21 protein-coding genes and 1 tRNA gene are annotated in these 16,695 nt (G+C 69.4%); 8 read left to right on the plus strand and 14 right to left on the minus strand.

What is annotated here, in order from left to right:
- Nucleotides 1-38 precede the first annotated feature (38 nt).
- A complete protein-coding gene (locus tag H9622_RS05495) occupies nucleotides 39-461 on the plus strand; it encodes an NUDIX hydrolase (protein ID WP_191764981.1) in 423 nt (140 codons plus the stop codon).
- A 14-nt stretch (nucleotides 462-475) separates the two neighbouring features.
- Here H9622_RS05495 and H9622_RS05500 read toward each other — a convergent pair whose 3' ends face one another.
- Nucleotides 476-949, minus strand: a complete 474-nt coding sequence (locus tag H9622_RS05500; protein ID WP_191764983.1) for an aminoacyl-tRNA deacylase — start codon at nucleotides 947-949, stop codon at nucleotides 476-478.
- Nucleotides 942-1,454: a DNA helicase gene (locus H9622_RS05505; RefSeq protein ID WP_191764985.1), complete on the minus strand. Its 513-nt coding sequence runs from the start codon at nucleotides 1,452-1,454 to the stop codon at nucleotides 942-944. Before H9622_RS05505 ends, H9622_RS05500 begins: the two co-directional genes overlap by 8 nt.
- A 98-nt stretch (nucleotides 1,455-1,552) precedes the next feature.
- Here H9622_RS05505 and H9622_RS05510 point away from each other — a divergent pair, with 98 nt between their 5' ends.
- The gene (locus H9622_RS05510; protein WP_191764987.1) at nucleotides 1,553-2,125 is read left to right on the plus strand and encodes a peptidylprolyl isomerase; all 573 of its coding nucleotides are present in this window, start codon (nucleotides 1,553-1,555) and stop codon (nucleotides 2,123-2,125) included.
- A 15-nt stretch (nucleotides 2,126-2,140) separates the two neighbouring features.
- Nucleotides 2,141-3,031 carry a rhomboid family intramembrane serine protease gene (locus tag H9622_RS05515; RefSeq protein WP_191764989.1) on the plus strand — a complete coding sequence of 297 codons (891 nt, stop codon included), beginning with the start codon at nucleotides 2,141-2,143 and terminating at the stop codon, nucleotides 3,029-3,031.
- A gap of 141 nt (nucleotides 3,032-3,172) precedes the next feature.
- Here H9622_RS05515 and H9622_RS05520 read toward each other — a convergent pair whose 3' ends face one another.
- Complete coding sequence (locus H9622_RS05520) at nucleotides 3,173-3,412, minus strand: cell division protein CrgA (RefSeq protein ID WP_191764991.1); 240 nt, start codon at nucleotides 3,410-3,412, stop codon at nucleotides 3,173-3,175.
- 54 nt (nucleotides 3,413-3,466) lie between these two features.
- Here H9622_RS05520 and H9622_RS05525 point away from each other — a divergent pair, with 54 nt between their 5' ends.
- Genes H9622_RS05525 through H9622_RS05535 form a run of 3 tightly spaced genes read left to right on the plus strand, consistent with a single transcriptional unit; the run spans nucleotide 3,467 to nucleotide 5,044 of the window.
- Nucleotides 3,467-4,249 (plus strand): class E sortase, encoded by a 783-nt coding sequence (locus H9622_RS05525; protein WP_318247037.1) that lies wholly within the window; start codon nucleotides 3,467-3,469, stop codon nucleotides 4,247-4,249.
- The gene (locus H9622_RS05530) at nucleotides 4,249-4,404 is read left to right on the plus strand and encodes a hypothetical protein (protein WP_191764993.1); all 156 of its coding nucleotides are present in this window, start codon (nucleotides 4,249-4,251) and stop codon (nucleotides 4,402-4,404) included. Before H9622_RS05525 ends, H9622_RS05530 begins: the two co-directional genes overlap by 1 nt.
- Before the next feature lie 4 nt (nucleotides 4,405-4,408).
- Nucleotides 4,409-5,044: an anthranilate synthase component II gene (locus H9622_RS05535; protein WP_191764995.1), complete on the plus strand. Its 636-nt coding sequence runs from the start codon at nucleotides 4,409-4,411 to the stop codon at nucleotides 5,042-5,044.
- Between the two features lie 27 nt (nucleotides 5,045-5,071).
- Here the strand turns inward: H9622_RS05535 and pknB are convergent, their stop codons facing one another.
- The 7 genes from pknB to H9622_RS05570 form a co-directional block, all read right to left on the minus strand.
- Nucleotides 5,072-6,766 carry a Stk1 family PASTA domain-containing Ser/Thr kinase gene (pknB, locus tag H9622_RS05540; protein WP_191764997.1) on the minus strand — a complete coding sequence of 565 codons (1,695 nt, stop codon included), beginning with the start codon at nucleotides 6,764-6,766 and terminating at the stop codon, nucleotides 5,072-5,074.
- Between the two features lie 78 nt (nucleotides 6,767-6,844).
- Nucleotides 6,845-8,584, minus strand: a complete 1,740-nt coding sequence (locus tag H9622_RS05545; protein ID WP_225221556.1) for a serine/threonine-protein kinase — start codon at nucleotides 8,582-8,584, stop codon at nucleotides 6,845-6,847.
- On the minus strand, nucleotides 8,581-10,038 hold the full coding sequence (locus tag H9622_RS05550; RefSeq protein WP_191764999.1) for a peptidoglycan D,D-transpeptidase FtsI family protein: 1,458 nt from the start codon (nucleotides 10,036-10,038) through the stop codon (nucleotides 8,581-8,583). The genes H9622_RS05545 and H9622_RS05550 overlap by 4 nt, the downstream gene beginning before the upstream one ends.
- Entirely contained in the window at nucleotides 10,035-11,432 is a 1,398-nt protein-coding gene (locus H9622_RS05555; protein ID WP_191765001.1) for an FtsW/RodA/SpoVE family cell cycle protein, read from the minus strand. Before H9622_RS05555 ends, H9622_RS05550 begins: the two co-directional genes overlap by 4 nt.
- Nucleotides 11,429-12,667: a PP2C family protein-serine/threonine phosphatase gene (locus tag H9622_RS05560; protein WP_191765003.1), complete on the minus strand. Its 1,239-nt coding sequence runs from the start codon at nucleotides 12,665-12,667 to the stop codon at nucleotides 11,429-11,431. Before H9622_RS05560 ends, H9622_RS05555 begins: the two co-directional genes overlap by 4 nt.
- Nucleotides 12,668-12,685: 18 nt before the next feature.
- Nucleotides 12,686-13,222 carry an FHA domain-containing protein FhaB/FipA gene (locus H9622_RS05565; protein ID WP_191765006.1) on the minus strand — a complete coding sequence of 179 codons (537 nt, stop codon included), beginning with the start codon at nucleotides 13,220-13,222 and terminating at the stop codon, nucleotides 12,686-12,688.
- Nucleotides 13,219-13,965 (minus strand): FhaA domain-containing protein, encoded by a 747-nt coding sequence (locus H9622_RS05570; protein ID WP_191765008.1) that lies wholly within the window; start codon nucleotides 13,963-13,965, stop codon nucleotides 13,219-13,221. The genes H9622_RS05565 and H9622_RS05570 overlap by 4 nt, the downstream gene beginning before the upstream one ends.
- 155 nt (nucleotides 13,966-14,120) lie before the next feature.
- On the opposite strand from H9622_RS05570, the gene H9622_RS05575 reads away from it, so the two are divergent.
- A tRNA-Leu gene (locus H9622_RS05575) sits at nucleotides 14,121-14,204 on the plus strand.
- A gap of 310 nt (nucleotides 14,205-14,514) precedes the next feature.
- Here the strand turns inward: H9622_RS05575 and trxA are convergent.
- Together trxA and H9622_RS15790 are read right to left on the minus strand one after the other, a co-directional pair.
- Complete coding sequence (gene trxA / locus H9622_RS05580; protein ID WP_191765010.1) at nucleotides 14,515-14,877, minus strand: thioredoxin; 363 nt, start codon at nucleotides 14,875-14,877, stop codon at nucleotides 14,515-14,517.
- Nucleotides 14,878-14,884: 7 nt separating this feature from the next.
- Nucleotides 14,885-15,070 carry a hypothetical protein gene (locus tag H9622_RS15790; RefSeq protein WP_225221557.1) on the minus strand — a complete coding sequence of 62 codons (186 nt, stop codon included), beginning with the start codon at nucleotides 15,068-15,070 and terminating at the stop codon, nucleotides 14,885-14,887.
- A 94-nt stretch (nucleotides 15,071-15,164) separates the two neighbouring features.
- On the opposite strand from H9622_RS15790, the gene H9622_RS05585 reads away from it, so the two are divergent.
- Nucleotides 15,165-15,455 carry a metal-sensitive transcriptional regulator gene (locus H9622_RS05585; RefSeq protein ID WP_191765012.1) on the plus strand — a complete coding sequence of 97 codons (291 nt, stop codon included), beginning with the start codon at nucleotides 15,165-15,167 and terminating at the stop codon, nucleotides 15,453-15,455.
- 46 nt (nucleotides 15,456-15,501) lie between these two features.
- Here H9622_RS05585 and H9622_RS05590 read toward each other — a convergent pair whose 3' ends face one another.
- Together H9622_RS05590 and H9622_RS05595 are read right to left on the minus strand one after the other, a co-directional pair.
- Nucleotides 15,502-15,987 (minus strand): GNAT family N-acetyltransferase, encoded by a 486-nt coding sequence (locus H9622_RS05590; protein ID WP_191765014.1) that lies wholly within the window; start codon nucleotides 15,985-15,987, stop codon nucleotides 15,502-15,504.
- Nucleotides 15,988-16,014: 27 nt separating this feature from the next.
- Nucleotides 16,015-16,653, minus strand: coding sequence for a GntR family transcriptional regulator (locus H9622_RS05595; RefSeq protein ID WP_191765016.1), 639 nt, complete (start codon nucleotides 16,651-16,653; stop codon nucleotides 16,015-16,017).
- Nucleotides 16,654-16,695 lie beyond the last annotated feature (42 nt).

Here is a 16,695-nt window from a genome sequence, read left to right on the forward strand (position 1 = left end):
TCCCGTCCGCGGGAGGGGTTCGCCCGTTAGGCTGAAGCATGGACCTGCGCGTCGCGGCCTACGCGGTCGTCATGGACGATGACGGCCGACTGCTTCTCGCACACTGGAACGAGGGCCGCCGCGCGGCGTGGACGATGCCCGGCGGAGGCCTCGAACCCGGCGAGGATCCCGAGCGGGCGGTGTGCCGCGAGGTTCGGGAAGAGACCGGCTACAAGGTCGCGATCGACGAACTGCTCGGCATCCACTCGCGGGTCATCCCTCCAGGTCGCCGCCTCACTCCCGGCGTGACCGAACCGCTGCACACCCTGCGCATCGTCTACCGGGCGCACGTCATCGGCGGCAAGCTGCGCAACGAGAAGAACGGCTCGACGGATCGCGCGAGCTGGTTCCCGCTCGCCGAGGTCGACGACCTGCAGCGCGTCAAGCTCGTCGACATCGCCCGCGAGATGGCGGGGATCTGAACGATCGGATGCCGCTACCCTGCGGCCTGCGAGATGTCGGCCACGGTCGCCCCGTAAGTCGCGATGAGGTCGTCGGCGTCGACGAAGAGGCTGTAGCCGTGGGCACCCGCCCCCATCGCGACGCGCTGACCCACCATCTGCTCGTCCGCGTAGACGGGCCAGTCGTGCGTGCTCCCGATCGGGACGATCGTCCCCCGCTCGTAGCCGGTCGCCTCGAGGGCGCGCTGCGGGTCGGGCAGCTGCAGCTTGTTGACCCCCACGACGGCCCTCAGCTTCGGCCAGGAGATCGCACGATCGCCGGGCACGAGCGCGAACAGGTAGGTGTCGTCGCTGCGTTTGACCACGAGGGTCTTCACGATGCCCGCGGGGTCGATGCCGAGGATCTCGGCCGCCTCGGCGAGGCTGTTGGCGACGGGCCGCTCGCGGATCTCGATGTCGAGGCCACGAGCGGATGCCGCGTCTTTCACCCGGTCGAGGGGATCAGGCATCCGGTGCGCGCAGCGGGTCGTCGGCCACCCACAGCTCGTCGTCGGCGCGCAGCGTCTGCCACGCGGCGTACAGCACGCCGAGAGCGGCTGCGACACCGAGGATGATGGCGATGACACCGCCGGCGCCCATGCCCTTCTTGACCGGTGCCGGCGCGGGCTTCTTGAAAGCCGAGAAGTCGAGGCCGCGGCCCGAAGCCAGACGGGAGCGCGTGTCGTTCGCGGCATCCCACACCGACATGGCGGACCCGACGACGGCACCCGCTGCGGGGATGACCGTGTCGTTGACGACGCGCTTGCCCTTCTCGACGTAGGGCGCCGCGTAGGTCTCGTAGCCGGCGGTGACGCGCGGCTTGACCTGCTCCCGGTTGAGGTGGCCGAGCTGACGGCCGGCCTCCCGGGCGACCGAGGCGGCCTCACCGACCAGGACCTGCTGCGACTCCCACAGGCTGGTCGCCTGCGTCTGGAGCTTGCGGAGTTCCTTCTTGCGCTTGCGGCTGAGGCTCACGATGCCCTCCTGATCGAACCGGGGATCTGGTTCGATCCATCTTGCCAGACGTGCGCAGAGGCGGGAGGGGTTGCACAGAACTCTGGAAGAATGTAGCAATGCCGATTCCCACCGCTGTCGCCACTTTCCACACCAACTACGGCGACATCGTCGTCAACCTCTTCGGTGACCACGCACCGCGCACCGTCCAGAACTTCATCGGCCTCGCCGACGGAACGGGTTCCTGGACGCACCCCGCCACGGGCAAGCCCGGCGAGGGTCCCCTCTACAAGGACGTCGTCTTCCACCGCATCATCTCGGGCTTCATGATCCAGGGCGGCGACCCGCTCGGCCAGGGCGTGGGCGGACCGGGGTACACGTTCAACGACGAGATCAGCCCCGAGCTCACCTTCACCGAGCCGTACAAGCTCGCGATGGCCAACGCCGGTCTGCGCCGCAACGCGATCACCGGCAAGGCCGAGGGAACGAACGGCTCGCAGTTCTTCATCACGGTCCCCGGCCAGGGCGGCCGCGGACCGGAGTGGCTGCAGGGCAAGCACACGATCTTCGGCGAGGTCGCCGACGACGCCTCGAAGGCCGTCGTCGACACGATCGCCGAGGTGCCGACGGCCGCGGGCGACCGCCCGATCGAGCCCGTCGTGCTGCAGTCCGTCGACATCGCCGCGGCCTGAGGCCTCCGCCGCGTCGTGACCGCTGACGATCTCCGTCGCAACAGCGACAACTTCTGCTACCGGCACCCCGACCGGCAGAGCTTCGTGCTCTGCCAGCGGTGCCTGCGCACGATCTGCCCCGAGTGCCAGACTCCCGCCGCAGTGGGCGTCATCTGCCCGGAGTGCCTGCGCGACCAACAGAAGGCCGCCTCGCCCGCGCAGCGGAAGGCGGAGCGTCGGTGGTCACGATCGCGCCCGGTGGCGGTGGCCGACACGCGGCCGCTCGTCACGTACTCGATCATCGGGATCACGCTCTTCGTCTACCTGCTCACGCTGATCCCGGGCATCGGCTCGACCATTCAGCAGAACCTGCTCTACTTCGCGCCGGCGCTGTACCCCGAACTCACCGGGCGCTTCGAGCCGTGGCGGCTGCTGACAGCCGCGCTCGTGCACGGCAGCTTCTTCCACGTCGGCCTCAACATGCTGGCGCTGTGGATGATCGGTCGCAGCCTCGAGCCACTGCTCGGGCGCTGGCGGTTCGTCACGCTGTACCTGCTGAGCGCGCTCGGCGGTTCGGTGGCGGTGACTCTGCTGTCGTTCCTGACGCCGGTGGTCGGAGCATCCGGTGCCATCTTCGGGCTCTTCGGAGCGCTCTTCGTGATCGGCCGGCACATCGGCGCCAACATCGGCGGCATCGCGATCATCCTCGCGGTGAACCTGGCCATCGGATTCGTTCCGGGGTTCAACGTGTCGTGGCAGGCCCACGTCGGCGGCCTGCTGACCGGTCTCCTGGTGGCGTTCATCTTCACCCGCACGCGGTCGCGCGAGCGCCGCGGGCTCCAGATCGCGCTTCTCGTGGCGGTGTTCCTCGGGCTCGTCGCACTGCTGCTCGTCCCGGTGTTCGCGCCCGGTCTCGTGTTGCGCTGACCAGAGTTATCCACAGGTTCATCCACACATGGGGATGAATCACACCGGTGTAATTCACATCTGTTAACAACCTTGTTAACAAGTCCACACAGCGAAAAGCCCCGGTCGAGCCGGGGCTTTTCGAGTCGTCGTAGATGCGGGCTATCGCCAGCGGGTGGTCATCAGGAAGCCGAGGAAGGCGATGCCGAATCCGATCACGAGGTTCCAGGCGTCGATGCCGGGGATCGGGTAGCGCATGCCGCTCAGGTAGAAGACGAGCACCCATACGAGTCCGACCAGCATCAGGCCGATCATGATCGGCTTGAACCACACCGGGTTGGGTGCAGCCTCGCCTTCTGCGCGTTCGACGAGCGAGTCGTCCTCTTTGCCGGGTCGTGCCATGCGAGAAGTCTAACTGCCAGGCGCCCCTCAGCGTGCGCTGGCTAGAATCCATCTGTGGAGGAAGCTGTCGCCGGCGGCCTGGGGGATGCCGGACCCCGTCGCTCACGCACGCGTGCGAAGCACCGCACCTCCGTCATCGGCGTCCTCGGCGAGCTGCTGATCACCGCCGGTGTCATCGTGCTCCTCTATGTCATCTGGCAGCTGTGGGTCGGCGACCTGATCTACGGCGCCGAGCGCAACGCGACCGGTCACGAGCTCTCGCAGGAATGGGCCGAGGCGTATCCGGGCACCAATGAGCCCGACGCCGCCGCCCCCGATGAGCCGGTGACGGCCGAGCCGATCATCCTCGATGAGCCCGGCGACGGCGAGCGTTTCGGGGTGATGCACATCCCTCGCTTCGGCGACGACTACGCCGTGCCCATGGCGGGCGGGGTGACCCGCCCCATCACGCTCGACCCGATCGGCATCGGCCACTACCCCGGCACGAGCATGCCGGGCGAGGCCGGGAACTTCGCGGTCGCCGCCCACCGCACGACGTGGGGCAAGCCGTTCAACCGCATCGCCGATCTGCGCGTCGGCGACGCCATCGTGATCGAGACCGAGGACGGGTGGTACACCTACCGGTTCCGCACGCTCGAGTACGTGACGCCCAACGAGGTCGAGGTGCTGCTGCCCGTGCCGCAGAAGCTCGACGTGCCCGCCGGAACGAGCTACATCACCATGACCAGCTGCAGCCCCATGTACTCGCTCGCCGAGCGCATCGTCGCCTACGGCGTGTTCGAGTCTTTCACCCCGCGCTCCGCCGGAGAGCCCGCGTCATTGGCGGTGATCGCCTGATGTACGCCGCACTGTGGCGGATCCTCCCCGGCCCGTGGTGGGTGCGGGTTCTCATCCTCGTGATCCTCGCGGCCGCGGTCCTCTACGGCTTGGTGTTCTACGCGTTCCCGTGGGTCAGCCAGTTCGTCAACCCGCAGGAAGTCACCGTCGAGTGACCGCATGCCGATGAGCCCGTCGCCGATCCTCGTCGTCGACAACCACGACAGCTTCGTCCACACGCTGGTCGGGTATCTGCACGAGCTCGGCGCCGACACCGACCTTGTGGAGGCGGACGCCGTCGCCGACCCGGCCGAGCTGATCGCCCCCTACCGGGGCGTGCTCGTCTCCCCCGGACCCGGCGCCCCCGCAGACGCCGGCGCGTCGATCGCGGTCGTCCGCGCAGCCGCGGGGCGCGGCATCCCACTCCTCGGTGTCTGTCTCGGGCACCAGGCCATCGGCGAGGCCTTCGGGGCCACCGTCGATCACGCGCCCGAACTCATGCACGGCATGACGTCGCCGGTGCACCACGACGGCAGTGCGCTGTACCGGGGTCTCCCCGACCCGTTCACGGCCACCCGATACCACTCGCTCGCGATCGTGCCCGAGACGCTGCCCGACGAGCTCCTCGTGACGAGCCGCACGCCGGGGGGCGTGATCATGGGTGTCGCGCATCGCACCGCCCCGATCGTGGGGGTGCAGTTCCACCCCGAGAGCGTGCTCACCGAGGGCGGGCACCGGCTGCTGGGCAACTGGCTGGAGACGGTCGGATTCCCGGATGCCGCCTCCCGCGGCGCCGCGCTGAGTCCGCGTCGCTGATCCGGACCCCGGCCCGGCGCACGACGTCTACTCTCCCGAGCAGAACCCGAGCTCGATCGTGGAGTGGACGGGCACGTCTCCCGGCGCGAGGGACTGCGTCGACACGGTCGGCGGCGCGGCGGCGGGGCACGACGGATCTTCCTTGGTCGTCACGGTGAGCCCGACCGCCTCGAGCTCGCGCTTGGCCGCCTCGACCGTGTAGCCGGTGACGTCGTTGATCGTGATCTTGCCGGAGGCCACGACGATGTTCACGACCGTGCCGACGGCGACGCTCGCGCCCTCGGCCTGATCGGCCGAGATCACGGTGCCGGCAGCGAGGGCGGCGTCGTTGCGCTGCGTCACCGAGCCGAGTGTGAGGCCGGCGTCGTCGAGAGCGGCGGACGCGGCGTCCTGTCCGAGTCCGGTGAGGGCGGGGACGGTCGCCATCTCCTGCCCGAGCGAGACGTAGACGGTGATCGCCTGGTCGGGGTTGACCGACGCTCCCGCTTCCGGGTCGGTGCCGATGACGATCCCCTCCGCCACGTCGCCGTTCTCGACGTCTTCGCGGATCGAGAGAAGCTCGTTGTCGAGCAGCTCCTGGTTGGCGCGGTCGTAGGTCATCCCGGCCACGTCCGGCACGAGGCGGGCATTGGCGGGCACGTTCTCGGCCGGGTTGATCGAGAGCACCCAGAACAGGATCGAGATGAGCAGCACCGCCAGCACACCGACGCCCGCCCAGATCCACGCGACCGGCGGACCGGCCTGCGTGCGCTTCATCGTCGTGTCGGTGCTGAGCTGACGGAGAGAGCGCGCGGTCTCGGCGGCCTGCTTCGGGTTCGGCCCGTACAGCTCGCTGGTGAGCGCGCCGACCTGCCGCTTGCTGGGTGACCGGCCGTCGATGGTGGCGTCGAGCGCCTCGCGGAAGCTCGCGGCGTCCTGGTAGCGCTGGTACGGATCCTTGGCGAGGGCGCGCAGGGCGACGGCGTCGAGGGACCGCGGCACGGACTCATTGACCTCCGACGGCGGCAGCGGCGCTTCGCTCACGTGCTGGTAGGCGACGGCGACCGGCGACTCGCCGCGGAACGGCTGGCGACCGGCGAGCAGCTCGTACAGGACGACGCCGGCCGAGTACAGGTCGGCCCGTGCATCGACCGGCTCGCCCTTGGCCTGCTCGGGCGAGAAGTATGCGGCCGTGCCGAGGATGGCGGTCGTCTCGGCGACGGTCGACGAGCTGTCCGACACCGCGCGCGCGATGCCGAAGTCCATGACCTTCACCTGTCCGGCGTGAGTGACCATGACGTTGCCGGGCTTGATGTCACGGTGGACGACACCGGCGCGGTGGGAGTACTCGAGCGCTTCCAGGATGCCGTCGACGTAGCGCACCGCATCGGTGACGGGCACCGGCCCGGCCGCGATGATGTCCTTCAGCAGTGAGCCCTTGACGAGCTCCATGATGATGTACGGCACCGGGTGGATCGAGCCGTCGGGATAGGTCACGGTGTCTTCGCCCGCGTCGTACACGCGCACGATCGTCGGGTGGGCCATGCGCGACGCGGCCTGCGCCTCGAGGCGGAACCGCGTGCGGAAGGTGTTGTCGCCGGCGAGCTCGCGATCGAGGATCTTGACCGCGACGGCACGGCCGAGCGTCAGGTCGTACCCGCGGTAGACGCTGGCCATGCCACCGCGTCCGATGAGCTCGTCGATGCGATAGCGCCCCGAAAGCACGCGCGGCTCAGCAGTCACAGTCTCTCCCTGCGTGGTCAACAGCCAGACTAGCCGAGCGGAGGGGCCGCGCCGTCCGGCGTCAGCCCCTCGCGAGCGTCAGGGCGTGCCGCCCTCGCCGCCCTCGCCGCCGTCCTCGGGTGCCTGGATCGCCGCGCTCGCCTCGGGCGATGCGCCCGACGTGCGCTCTGCCGACGGGCCGCCGCTGCAGGTGACCGTGTACGTCACGAGCACGTTGCCCGAGGCGTTGCTCGGCACGGTGACCTGCGCCGAACGGTCGCCCTGGCCGAACGACGACGTCGACTGGCCGTTCGGGAACGTGCCGTTGGTCGCCGTGAGGTTGTACGCGCTCACCGAGCCTTCACCGGGCGGGCAGGTGTACTGCGGCCACGTGACGTTGATCGTGCCGCCAGGAGCGACCGCCGCTGCATCGAACGCGGGGGCGGACGGCGCCGGCATCGGCGTCTGCGGACCATAGGCGGTGAGGTTGATCGTCGTGCCCTGCGCGACGCGTCCGGTCGGATTGACGTCGTAGACCAGACCCTGGTCGGCTTCGGTCGGCGCGGCGTTGCCCTCGGCGCAGTTGGCGACGAGATCGGCACCCTCGACGATGGCGCGCGCGTCTGCGCACGTCTTGCCCATCAGTCCGAGCGCGCCGACGTCGACAAGATCCGCGGTGGGTGTCGGTGTCGGCGCCGGGGTCGTCGGAGTGGCGGAGGGCGTCGTGGCGGAGGGCGTGGTCGGCCCGGGGCCGGGGTCGTCCTGGTTCGCGAAGATCGCCCAAAGCGTTCCGCCGAGCACGAGCAGCAGCAGCACGATCAGCGCGATGAGCGGCCACGTCCACGGGCTGCGCTTCTTCTTGGCAGGCTCCTCCTCGCCCTCCACCGCATCGGCGTCGCCGGCAGGGAGCAGCATCGTCGCCGCGCCGGTCGCTCCGCCGGCGGTGAGGACCTGCGTCATGTCGTCGCCGACCGCGGAGCCGGTGGCGATCGCGGGGACGGCCGCGGCGGCGGCCGCGACATCTCCCCGGCGGAGCGCGGTCGCGGCACGCGCGACTGCGGCGGCCGACGCGGGCCGGTCCTCGGGCTTCTTGGCGATCATCGCCATCACGAGGTTCTGCACCGGCACCGCCACGGTGGGCGGCAGCGGCGGAGGCTGCTCGTTGATCTGAGCCATCGCGATGGCGACCTGCGACTCGCCCGTGAACGGACGCTTGCCGGCCAGAGATTCGTACGCCACGATGCCGAGCGAGTAGGTGTCGGTGGCGGGGGATGCCGGGTGCCCGGATGCCTGCTCGGGCGAGAGGTACTGCACCGTGCCCATGACCTGACCGGTCGCGGTCAGCGGCACCTGGTCGGCGATGCGTGCGATGCCGAAGTCGGTGATCTTCACGCGTCCGTCGGGAGTGATGAGCAGGTTGCCCGGCTTGATGTCGCGGTGCACGAGCCCGGCCGCGTGGGCGGCCTGGAGCGCCGCCGAGGTCTGGGCGACCACATCGAGCGTCTTGTCGGTCGAGAGGGAGCCGTCGCGCTCAAGGATCGTCGAGAGCGCCTCGCCCGGAACCAGCTCCATCACGAGGAAGGCGCTGCCGTTCTCCTCGCCGTAGTCGAAGACACTGGCGATGCCCTCGTGGTTCACGAGGGCCGCGTGCCGGGCTTCGGCGCGGAAGCGCTCGAGGAACCCGGGATCGCCCATGTACTCGTCTTTGAGGATCTTGATGGCGACTGTCCGTCCGATGACGTGATCGGTCGCCTCCCAGACCTCACCCATGCCGCCGATCGCGATCCGCGAATCAAGCTCGTAGCGGCCGCCGAAGGTCACGCCCTGCGTCGGTCTCATCTGCCCAGCACCGCCTCCATGACCTTCTTTGCAATAGGCGCGGCGATGGTGTTGCCGCTCCCTGCCTGACCTTGCCCGCCGCCGTCTTCGACGACGACCGCCACGGCGACCTGCGGGCTCTCCGCGGGCGCGAACCCGGTGAACCACAGCGTGTATGGATCGTCCGGTCCGTTCTCCGAGGTACCGGTCTTCCCGGCCACGTCGACGCCCTCTATTCTTGCACCCGACGCCGCGCCGTCACTGACATTGGCGACCATCATCGCAACCAGCTCCTCGGCGATGCCCTCGTCCAGCGCCCGGCCGTACTCCGAGCTCTCGTACGTCTGCTGCACCGAGAGGTCGGGACCGATCACGCGGTCGACCATGCGCGGATTCATCACGAGTCCGCCGTTGGCGATGCCGGCCGAGACCATCGCGATCTGCAGCGGCGTCGCCGTGACCTGACCCTGACCGAACCCGGTCAATGCCGTCTGCGCGTCGTCGAGCGCGCGCGGGTAGCTCGACGGCGTCGACACGAGGGGCAGCTCGAACGAGAAGTTGAAGCCGTACTTCTCGGCCTCCTCGCGGATCGCGGTGTCGCCGAGCTCGACGGCGAGCTCCGCGAACGGGATGTTGCAGCTGAGGCGCAGCGCGTCGGCGAGCGTCACCGTCGCGCCCGGCCCGCACGTGCCGCCGCTCGCGTTGTGCACTACGCTGCTCGACTGGGGCAGCTGGTACGTCGCGGGATTCGGGAACGTCGACTCGGGGGTGTAGTCGCCCGACGCCAGCGCGGCCGATGCGACGACGAGCTTGAACGTCGACCCTGGCGGGTTGAGATCGCCGCCGATCGCGCGGTTCGACAGCGGCTTGCCGGGGTCGGCCACGAGCGTGTCGTAGGTCGCGTTGACCTCGGTCGTGTTGTGCGCGGCGAGCAGGTTCGTGTCGAAGCTCGGGCTCGTCACCATCGCGAGCACGCGGCCGGTGGACGGCTCGATCGCGAGGATGCCGCCCTCGAGGTCGCCGAGCGCCTCGTATGCGGCGCGCTGCACGGCCGCGTCGAGCGAGAGCACGACGTTCGATCCGCGCGGCGGCTGGCCGGTGAAGATTCGCTCGATCCGCGAGAGGAACTGCGAGCCCGCGGTGCCGCTCAGGTACGAGTTCATCGCCTGCTCGATGCCGGTGGAGGAGCCGAGCGCCGGGTTGATGTAGCCCGTGACGGGTGCCCACATGTCGGCGTCGGTGTACACGCGCTGCCAGCTGTAGACGTCGTCCGATGGGACCGACGACGCGATCGCGGCGCCGCTGGCGATGATCGAGCCGCGCTGCACCTCGAACGAGTCGTACAGCGCGCGCGTGTTGCGGGGGTTCTGCGCGAGCTCCTCGGCGTTGACCACCTGGATCCAGCTGGTGGAGCCGAACAGCGCGAGGAACATGATCAGCATCAGGATGCTGAGACGTCTGAGTTCTTTGGTCATCCGATCACCACCCGGGGGCGACTGCGGACGGCATCCGAGATGCGCAGCAGCAGCGCGACGATGATCCAGTTCGCCACGAGCGAGGAACCGCCGGCCGCGAGGAACGGCGTCGTCAGACCGGTGAGCGGGATGACGCGGGTCACGCCGCCGACCATGATGAACACCTGCAGGGCGATCGTGAACGACAGGCCCGTCGCGAGCAGCTTGCCGAAGTCGTCCTGGCCGGCGAGTCCGATGCGGATGCCGCGGCTCGTGAAGACCATGTACAGGCACAGGATCGCGAACACGCCGACGAGGCCGAGTTCCTCCCCGAGCGCGGGGAGGATGTAGTCGCTCTCGGCGACGGGCGTGAGGTACGGACGCCCCTGGCCGAGGCCGGTGCCGATCAGGCCGCCCTGGGCAAGGCCGAAGATGCCCTGCACGAGCTGATAGCTGCCGCCGTTCGCGTCGATGACCTCGGGGTTGAAGGCATCCAGCCAGTTCGTGAACCGCCCGTTGACGTAGGACAGCACCTGCGACGCGAGCAGCGCGCCCGCGGCGGCCAGGGCCACACCGAGGAGCACCCAGCTGGTCTTGCCGGTGGCGACGTAGAGCATCGCGACGAACATGCCGAAGATCAGCAGGCCCGTGCCGAGGTCGCGCTGCATCACGATGATGCCGAGCGAGATCAGCCAGATCACCAGGAGGGGGCCGAGTTCACGCGCCCGCGGCCACGTCATGCCGAGGAACCGCGTGCCGACCGAGGTCAGGCTTTCGCGCGTGCGCACGAGGTAGCCCGCGAAGAAGATCGCGAGGGCGATCTTGGCGAGCTCGCCCGGCTGGAACGAGAAGAAGCCGAGCGAGACCCACACGTCGGCGTTCGCGTCGGTGCCGAGGCCCGGGATGATCGGCAGGATCAGCAGGCCGATGCCGACGAATCCGAAGATGTACGTGTAGCGGAAGAGCACGCGGTAGTTGCGCAGCAGCAGCACCACGAGCACGGCGCCGACGAGGGCGATCGCGGCCCACGCGAGCTGACGTGTCGAGAACGCCTCCCAGCCGTGGCGGTCGCGTGCGATGTCGATGCGGTAGATCATCGCCAGGCCGAGACCGGTCAAGAGCGTCGCGATCGGCACGACGAAGGGATCGGCGTCGCGGGCGCGCAGACGCAGCACGATGTGCAGCGCGACGACGAGCGCGGTCAGCCCGCCGCAGTAGACGAGGAAGGTCCAGTCGATCGCGTCGGTGGCGCCCAGCTGCACGAGCGCGACCGCGGAGCCGTTGATCGCGAAGGCGAACACCAGCAGCGCGAGCTCGCGGTTGCGCTGCGTCTGCGGCACGCGGATGCGCCGCAGGGCGCGCACGACCGCGGTGTCGGTGGAGACCGCTTCGGTCGCGGTGGTCGGGCCGATCATCCGCCTCCTCCCGCGGTTTCGCTGATGGACTGCACGATACGACGCGCGTCTGAGAGCGAACTCGCCGAGATCGTCTGCTCGACGGTCGCCCGCGCGAACTCCGACAGCGAGTCGAGCGGGATCTGCGTGTCTTCGTACGGCGTCGAGAGCGCGATCGGTCCGATGCCCTGCTGCACGCCCTGGAAGATCACGACGGTGTCTTCGTCGGCGCCGACGTAATAGCGGGTCTGGGTCCACTGGTAGCCGATCCACAGCGCTCCCGCGAGGATGGCGAACACGAGCAGCACCCCGACGAACCAGCCGATCCGGCGTCGGCGCACACGGCGGCGGTCCTCTTCGATGAGCTCCTCGAGGAACTCGGCCGCGGGCTCGAAGTGCGTCGGCTCGTTCGCGGCCTGGCGGTTCGGGTGCAGCCAGCTCGTGCGCCCGGGGCGCGCCGCGGGCACGTCGACCCCGACCGGGTTCGACGCGGAGCCGACCACTGTGGGGGTGCCGGAGAAGAGCGGATGCTGGCCCCCGACGTCGACGATGACGATCGTGACGTTGTCGGGGGCGCCGCCGTCGAGCGCCTGCTTCAGCAGGTTGTCGGCGGTCCGGCCGGGGGCGACCCCCATGGCGAGGGCCTTCGAGGTGTGCGTGTCGTCGACGACGCCCGAGAGCCCGTCGGAGCAGAGCAGCCAGCGATCGCCCGGCTGCGTCGGCATGATGAAGGTGTCGAGCTCCGGATCGGGATCCATGTCGCCGAGCACGCGCATGAGCACGGAGCGACGCGGGTGGTAGCGCGCCTCTTCGGGTGTGATGCGTCCCGAGTCGACCAGCCGCTGCACGAAGGTGTGGTCGGTCGTGATCTGGGTGAGCGCGCCATCGCGGAACAGGTAGATGCGGGAGTCGCCGATGTGCGCGATGACGGCGTAGTCGTCGACCATCACGAGCGCGCTGACCGTCGTGCCCATGCCGGCCAGTTCCGGGCGGTCGTGCACGGTGTCGATCAGCTGGGTCGCGGCATCCCCGATCGCATCACGCAGTTCACGCTCGGCCTCGGCCGTCGAGCCGTAGGGGCGGTCGAGGGTCTGGAGGCGGGCGATCGCGAGGCTCGAAGCGACGTCACCGCCGGCGTGGCCGCCCATGCCGTCGGCCACCACGAACAGGTTCGAGCCGGCGTACCCGGAGTCCTGATTGTTGGAGCGCACCTTGCCGGTGTGCGAGATGGCGGCGCTCGAGCCCTGGAAGACCATAGGTGGTGGTGCCCGCCGCTACTTCCGGAGCTCGAAGGTCGTGGCGCCCACCTTGATCGGCGCGCCGATGGTGACGGGTGCGGGAGCGGTGACGCGGGCGCCGTCGTGCCAGGTGCCGTTCGTCGAGTCGAGGTCCTGGATCATCCACTGGTCGCCCCATAGCACGAGGCGCGCGTGGTGGCTGGAGGTGTAGTCGTCGCGGATGACGAGAGCCGACTCGCTCGAGCGCCCGATCGTCAGCGGCTCGTTGCCGAGCGGCAGTTCGATGCCGGCCTTCGGCCCGCTGGTGATGACGATGCGCGAGACCGAGTCGGCCGTGGCCGGGCCGCCCTTGGGTCCGGCGGGTGCCGCCGAGGCCTTGGCCACGGGCGCGGTGGCTCCGGCGGTGCGCCCGGCCGCTGCCGGTGCCGGCGCGCCTGCGGGGGCGGCCTCGGGCATCTTCCGCACCTTCACGCCGAACAGGTCGGCGCGCAGCGAGTAGATCACGGCGAAGACGAAGGCCCACAGCAGCACGAGGAAGCCGATGCGCAGCAGGAGGAGGGTCAGTTCGCTCACGACAGCGGCCCTCCGTCGCGCAGGTCGTAGGCGCGTGTGGCGTCCTCGGCGGTCATCGTCGGCTTGGGCGGAGGTGCCGCCTGTGCGATGACATGGAAGACGATGTCGGTGCGGCCGATGGTGACGGTCGAGTCCGGCGGCAGCGCGGCCTCGGTCACCTTCCGGCCGTCGAGCAGCGTGCCGTTGGTCGACTTGAGGTCGCGGACCATCGCGCGCTCGCCGTCCCACAGGATCTCGACGTGCTTGCGGCTGGTGCCGGCGTCGGCGATGGTGATGTCGGCGTCGCTCCCGCGGCCGATCACCGTGCGGCCCTTGACGAGTGGATGCCGCTTCCCCGCGATGTCGACGACGCCGCGCCACGATACCCGGCCGCCCTGCGCGGTCGACGACTCGACCCGGAGCGTGCCTGTGGCGATCTGGTCGTCGCGCTGCAGCGAGATCGAGACGGGACCCGCGAACGAGTACCCCTGCGACTTGGCGTGCTTGTGCACGAGGGTGTCGAGCTCGTGCTGGAGAGCGCCGCCGAGGGCGCCCATCTTCTCGTCGTCGGCGGGCGCGAGGTGCACGGTGAACGTGTTCGGCGCAAGGATGCGGTCGCGACTGACGACGGCAGCCTTCTTGTCGAGCTCGCTCCGCAGTGCGGAGGCGATCTCGACAGGCTGGATGCCGCTGCGGAAGGTCTTCGCGAACGCGCTGTTCACTGCGCGCTCGAGACCTTTCTCGAAGCTGTCAAGTAGTCCCACGGGGCTCCTCGGACGGGGGGTGCCGGTTGGTACATGCTAGTTGCACAGGCTGGGATGCCCGCGACCGCCTCCCGGGAATCCCGGTTCGGGCGGGTGCCTGGTGCGTGATATCCTCGGGAAGTTGAGTTACGCGGTGTTCTCGGATGCCGCGACTCGCGCGAGTGGCGGAATAGGCAGACGCGCTGGCTTCAGGTGCCAGTGCCCGAAAGGGCGTGGGGGTTCAACTCCCCCCTCGCGCACAGCGCAGCGAAGATACGTGAAGAGCCGGTCGGAGGTGAAGACCTCCGACCGGCTCTTTCGTGCTGTGCGGGATTGGCCCGCGTGCGTCAGTCCCCGGTGACCACAGGGAGACGAGCGCGGACAGGGCGGTGAGGGCGACGCGCCGCAGCGGCGCCCGGCCCGGTCGGAAGCGCGTCATTGCGGGCAGCTGCAGCGGTCGGCTTCGGGAATGCCCGCGAGGGCCTCGTCGACGTGCTGGCCGCAGCCGGCCCAGGTGGGCTTGCCGCAGGAGGAGCAGGTGATCTGTGCGCACATGTGAATGTCCTCGTGTCAGTTCTCGGTTTCGGCGATCTGCCGGCGGATGTCGTCCATATCCAGTTCCCGCGCCTTCTCGATCAGCAGCTCGAGCTGCGCCGCGGGAAGCGCGCCGGGCTCTTTGTAGACGAGCACCCCGTCGCGGACCACCATCAGGGTCGGGATCGACGTGATGCGGTGGGCGGCGGCCAGTTCGCGCTGCGCCTCGGTGTCGACCTTCGCGAAGGCGATGTCGGGGTGTCGTTCGGATGCGGCGTCGTAGACCGGCGCGAACGCGCGGCAGGGGCCGCACCACTCCGCCCAGAAGTCGACGAGCACGATGCCGTTGCCTCGGGTTGCGGCGCCGAAGGTCTCGGCCGTCAGGTCGGTCGTCGTCATGGCCCGGTCACCGCCCGAAGAGGCGCGCGAAGAATCCGCGGCGCTCGGACTGGGCGGCCTGAATCTCCTGGCGGGTGTGGCTGCCGTTGCACCACTCCGACGCCGGCACACTCTTGCGCACCGTGGCGACGTGCTGACCGCAGCCGGCCCACGTCGTCTTCCCGCACGTGCGACACGTCGTCGCTCGACACATGATCTCTCCCGTCCGAATACCCCCTCCAGTATTGAAGAGGTAGCCCAATAATACCCATGGGGGTATGCTGGATGTCAATTCGAAGGAGCACTCCATGGATGATGCCGCCACCCTCGCCGCATTCGGTCACGACCCCGAGGCGAAGCGAAAGGTCGTCAACCGGCTGAAGCGAGCCCACGGGCAGCTGGCTGCCGTGATCAACGCCGTCGAGAACGACGCGCACTGCCGCGACGTGGTGCAGCAGCTCGCTGCCGTCTCGAAGGCCCTCGACCGGGCCGGCTTCCTCGTGATCTCCACCGCCCTGCGCGAGTGCCTCACCGACCCTGACGGGGCGGATGCCACCCAGCCCGAGGAACTCGAGAAGCTCTTCCTGTCTCTCGCGTGATCGGCGGCGTCCGTCTGGGCGCCGTGCCGCCTTCAGACCGTCGTCGCTACTCCAGCGTCGGCACGAGGGTGAAGACGATCTCCTCGACCTCGCGTCCGAGTCCGGGGGCGAAGTCCACATTGCGCGACACCTCGGTGAAGCCGAGCCGTGTGAGCACGGTGATCGACCCGACGTTGTGGGCCGCGGCGCGTGCGAAGAGCGGACGAGCCGGCTCACGCGACACCAGTTGACGCATCGCCGCGGTCGCGACGCCTCGGCCGCGGGCGTGCGGAGCGATCCAGAAGCTGACCTCGCGGTCGCCGTCGATCGTGAAGGCGGCGGCGGTGCCGGCGAAGCCGCCGTTCTCGGTCACGACCTGCAGCAGGACGTCGGGGTTCGAGCGCTGGCGGCCGATCCACGCGTCGAACGCCGAGCGATCGTCGGGGTCGGAGGCGGTGAAGGCCGCCATGGCGATCCCCTCGGGATCGCGCATCATCTCGAACACGGCATCGAGGTCGTCATCGTCGAGGTCCCGCAGCTCGATGTGGCTCACACGACCACCGTAGCGAGCGCCGCCGACTCAGGAGAGGCCGTGCAGTTCGCGGAGGACGGCCTCAGCGCGATCGCCCTCGCGCCGGGCGAGGGCATCCCGGAACTCCTCGTACGACGCAGACCGGCCGAGAGGACACTCGATGGTCGGCCGCCATGACGCGATGTTCCGCCGGATGGCCAGCTCGGCCTCGCGCATGAACCGCAGGATCGCGACGTTGCCGGTGGCGCGTGTGAGTGCGGCGAAGAACACATGGCTCGTGCGCAGGAGCGCGGCATGGTCGTCGGCTCGGGATGCCTCGATCACGGCGTCGAGCTCGGCGACGAGGCCATCGAGCACCTCGTCGGACGCGTGCACGATCGCCATGCGCGCGGCATTGCACATGAGATAGGCCACGAACTCGAGGGTGTCCGCCTGCGCCTTGCTGTTCGGGGTGGAGACCCGCGTGTAGCGATGCGGCGACACCTCGACGAGCCCGACACGCTCGAGGCGCTGCAGCGCCTCCCGCACCGGGGTGCGCGACACCCCCAGCCACTCGGCCAGATCGTGGTCGCGCAGGCGCTCGCCGGGCGCGAGGCTGCCGTCGAGGATCGCCTCGCCCAGGCGTGCGTAGACCTCGTCACCGAGAACGGTGCCGCGGGGGACGAGAGGGGCGAGGGGCACGGACATGCTGGCGACCAGTGTACGACGCCCGGATTCACGTGCATGGAT

This window comes from Microbacterium gallinarum (assembly GCF_014837165.1).
Taxonomy (GTDB): domain Bacteria; phylum Actinomycetota; class Actinomycetes; order Actinomycetales; family Microbacteriaceae; genus Microbacterium; species Microbacterium gallinarum.

Excerpts from the sequence above, each read along its gene's own strand:
- H9622_RS05495 (WP_191764981.1), top strand. The coding sequence starts at position 39 with ATGGACCTGCGCGTCGCGGCCTACGCGGTCGTCATGGACGATGACGGC.
- H9622_RS05500 (WP_191764983.1), bottom strand. The coding sequence starts at position 949 with ATGCCTGATCCCCTCGACCGGGTGAAAGACGCGGCATCCGCTCGTGGC.
- H9622_RS05510 (WP_191764987.1), top strand. The coding sequence starts at position 1,553 with ATGCCGATTCCCACCGCTGTCGCCACTTTCCACACCAACTACGGCGAC.
- H9622_RS05520 (WP_191764991.1), bottom strand. The coding sequence starts at position 3,412 with ATGGCACGACCCGGCAAAGAGGACGACTCGCTCGTCGAACGCGCAGAA.
- H9622_RS05530 (WP_191764993.1), top strand. The coding sequence starts at position 4,249 with ATGTACGCCGCACTGTGGCGGATCCTCCCCGGCCCGTGGTGGGTGCGG.
- H9622_RS05535 (WP_191764995.1), top strand. The coding sequence starts at position 4,409 with ATGCCGATGAGCCCGTCGCCGATCCTCGTCGTCGACAACCACGACAGC.
- H9622_RS05545 (WP_225221556.1), bottom strand. The coding sequence starts at position 8,584 with ATGAGACCGACGCAGGGCGTGACCTTCGGCGGCCGCTACGAGCTTGAT.
- H9622_RS05550 (WP_191764999.1), bottom strand. The coding sequence starts at position 10,038 with ATGACCAAAGAACTCAGACGTCTCAGCATCCTGATGCTGATCATGTTC.
- H9622_RS05555 (WP_191765001.1), bottom strand. The coding sequence starts at position 11,432 with ATGATCGGCCCGACCACCGCGACCGAAGCGGTCTCCACCGACACCGCG.
- H9622_RS05560 (WP_191765003.1), bottom strand. The coding sequence starts at position 12,667 with ATGGTCTTCCAGGGCTCGAGCGCCGCCATCTCGCACACCGGCAAGGTG.
- trxA (WP_191765010.1), bottom strand. The coding sequence starts at position 14,877 with ATGACGACGACCGACCTGACGGCCGAGACCTTCGGCGCCGCAACCCGA.
- H9622_RS15790 (WP_225221557.1), bottom strand. The coding sequence starts at position 15,070 with ATGTGTCGAGCGACGACGTGTCGCACGTGCGGGAAGACGACGTGGGCC.
- H9622_RS05585 (WP_191765012.1), top strand. The coding sequence starts at position 15,165 with ATGGATGATGCCGCCACCCTCGCCGCATTCGGTCACGACCCCGAGGCG.
- H9622_RS05595 (WP_191765016.1), bottom strand. The coding sequence starts at position 16,653 with ATGTCCGTGCCCCTCGCCCCTCTCGTCCCCCGCGGCACCGTTCTCGGT.